This window comes from Ilyobacter sp. (assembly GCF_041583315.1).
In the GTDB taxonomy this organism is placed as follows: domain Bacteria; phylum Fusobacteriota; class Fusobacteriia; order Fusobacteriales; family Fusobacteriaceae; genus Ilyobacter.
In genome coordinates, this window is record NZ_JBFHGC010000397.1 from 1 (window position 1) to 2,721 (window position 2,721).

The window sequence follows — 2,721 nt, forward strand, 5'->3', positions numbered from 1 at the left end:
ATATTCAAAGTAGCAGGAGGTCTAGTCGCCGCCAATGCAGCTGTAGGAATCGGCCAGATAGGGTTCGGGAAGCTTATATCTTTAGGTTCTGGGGTTTATAAAAATTGGGGAACCATTGCAAAAATGGGGTCTATGATGTTTAACCCTTACGGTATAGCCATAGCAGGAGCAATAGCAGGAGGGGTATGGCTGTATAAGAATTGGGACACCATCTCAGAAAAAGCAAAGGAATTGGGAGTAAAAATAAAGGAGTTCATGCAGCCTGTCCTTGACTGGTTAATCGGTAAATGGGAGAGAGCGGCGGAGCTCGGTAAAAAAGCCTTTGAGATAGCAGGGGCCATAAAAGATAAGGCAGGGAATGTAAAAAACAATGTGGTTGGATTTCTCAAGGGAATGATCCCACAGTTTGCAGAGGGCGGAGTGGTAAACAGTCCTACTCTGGCTATGGTAGGCGAGGGAAGGTATAGCGAAAGTATCATCCCACATGACGGAGGTTCTCAAAGATCGATATCTCTGTGGCAAAAAGCCGGAGAAGCTCTGGGGGTGAGCACAGGAAGCACGCCAGGGGGCACACAAGCCGGAGGAATGCTACAGGTCACCTATGCCCCTGTCATACATGCGAGCGACTCTTCAGGAGTGGAGAGGGCTTTACAGAAGGATAAGGTTGATTTCGAAAGAGTATTGAAGGACATAGAGAGAGACAGAAGGAGACGAGGAAATGGCAGATAATTATACGACTTCCCAAGGAGATACTTGGGATCTCATAGCATATAAAATCTGGGAGACAGAAAAATATACATGGGATCTCATGAAAGAGAATCAAGTGTATAAAGATACTGCTACATTTAGTGCTGGAGTAGTGCTGAATGTACCTGACATAACTATAGATACCTCGTCTGAAAATCTCCCTCCATGGAAGAGGTGATAACTTGAAGGCCAGAAATTCAAGGGTAGAGATAGAATATGAGGGGGTAAACATTTCAGAAGATGTTTCCCCCTTTCTTCTAGGGTTTACTTATAATGACAATCTGAATGAGTTTGACGATATAGAGATATCCTTTGACGACAGAGACGGGAACTGGCACAGAGACTGGAAACCTAAAAAAGGCGACAGGATCAACGCCACAATTATTCTGGAAAACTGGAATGGGGAAGAGGGCGTGATCTCTCTACCGTGCGGAGAATTTGAAATAGATAACCCGTCATTCTCAGGGCCACCAGATGTAATGGTCCTAAAGGGGATATCTGTGCCGTTGAGCGTAAGTCTCATGGATGCCAAGAAAAACAGGTCATGGGAGAAAATGAGTTTTAAAAAAATTGTCGAGGACATAGGGAAAATATTAGATCTGAAAACAGTCATAGAATCTAAATGGGACGGATATTTTGACAGGCTTGAGATAAAAAAAGAAAGCTATTGGAATTTTCTGAAAGATGTATGTTCTAAAGACGGGATATCAGTGAAAATTTTTGATAAAAAAATAGTGGTATTTGATGAAAGTGAATACGAGGCAGGAGAAGGAAGCTTCACAATAGAAAAGTCGGTATGTAAAAGGTATTCTTTTTCTGATAACGACACGGACACGTATCAAAAATCAAGGATTGTTTACACGGATCCTTTGATAGGTCAAAAAATAGAGAAAACTTTTACTGCTCCTGAAAGGCCACGGTATAGAGAACAGACAAAGAGGGAGCTTGTAATAAGCGAGAGAGCTACAGTACCAGGGAAAACAAAGCTGGAAAAAGAGATAAATACAGAGAGAAGAGCTAAAAAAGAGCTCAGGAATAAGAATAAAGAATCTCTACAAGGTGATTTTGATATCTTTACTCCAAGTGGTTTTATCTCAGCTGGGCAAGTGGGTATAATATCAGGTTTCGGAATGTACGACGGGAAGCATATAGCCGTAAAGGTGAGTCATAAAATCGGCGGCGGCTATCAAGTGGGGCTGCAGACAAGAGAGTGCTTGGAGGGATATTAATGATACATGTGGGATACATATCATCTGTCAACTATGAATCCGGGACTGTCAGAGTAAAAATACCGGACATGGACGATTTTATAACCGGATCTTTGATAGTTTTTCAAGGGAGAACAAATGATACAAAAGATTATGAGATGCCTGATATAGAAGAAATGGGTCTCGTGATACTACTTCCTAATGGAAACTCTCATGGATTCTATATAGGGAGCGGATACTCTAAAACTGTGCCAGTACCCGAAGGAGCCGGCAAAGGAAAAAGAATGGTAGTTTTTGATGACGGAACGAAAGTAGAGTATGACAAAACGGCACATAAACTTACTATCGAGTGTGTGGGGAACATCGAAGTATCCTCTAATAGTACAACCATAAGATCAAATAATATTATCTTTGACGGGCCTGTGACTCATAATAATGGTGATTACAACAACCCAGGTGGAGACGTAACTGCAGGAGATATAAGCCTGAAAAATCATAAGACTACAAAAGTAACGGCAGGACTTGGGGTAAGCGGCCCACCATCAGCATAGGAGGATTACACAGCTCAAATCCCGATTCTGCATACTATATAGAAAATAAAGATCGAAAATAACAAAGAATATGGGTTAGCAGTATCAAGCCGAGTTGAAGAAGAATTGTTTGTAGAAAACATTGATTATTCAATTCTCGACATAGTGTCGAAAACCTCAGGTGGAAGACCTACAAATGATTTTATCATAACGATTGACGTAAGCGGCCCACCACC

At 41.7% G+C, this 2,721-nt stretch carries 4 protein-coding genes and 1 pseudogene; all 5 read left to right on the top strand.

The window, feature by feature from the left end; all coding sequences use genetic code 11:
- Positions 1-729, top strand: a pseudogene (locus tag ABZA26_RS11970) (hypothetical protein); the annotation flags it as partial.
- Positions 719-925, top strand: a complete 207-nt coding sequence (locus ABZA26_RS11975; protein ID WP_372714748.1) for a phage tail protein — start codon at positions 719-721, stop codon at positions 923-925. The pseudogene ABZA26_RS11970 and the gene ABZA26_RS11975, both read left to right, overlap by 11 nt.
- A gap of 4 nt (positions 926-929) precedes the next feature.
- Complete coding sequence (locus tag ABZA26_RS11980) at positions 930-1,976, top strand: phage late control D family protein (protein WP_372714749.1); 1,047 nt, start codon at positions 930-932, stop codon at positions 1,974-1,976.
- Positions 1,976-2,506: a phage baseplate assembly protein V gene (locus ABZA26_RS11985; protein ID WP_372714750.1), complete on the top strand. Its 531-nt coding sequence runs from the start codon at positions 1,976-1,978 to the stop codon at positions 2,504-2,506. The genes ABZA26_RS11980 and ABZA26_RS11985 overlap by 1 nt, the downstream gene beginning before the upstream one ends.
- Positions 2,507-2,557: 51 nt before the next feature.
- Positions 2,558-2,721 (top strand): antA/AntB antirepressor family protein (locus ABZA26_RS11990; protein ID WP_372714751.1); only part of this gene is annotated, 164 nt, incomplete at its 3' end.

Bases quoted from the DNA above. Each gene is read 5' to 3' on its own strand.
- ABZA26_RS11975 (WP_372714748.1), top strand. From the start codon at position 719: ATGGCAGATAATTATACGACTTCCCAAGGAGATACTTGGGATCTCATA.
- ABZA26_RS11985 (WP_372714750.1), top strand. From the start codon at position 1,976: ATGATACATGTGGGATACATATCATCTGTCAACTATGAATCCGGGACT.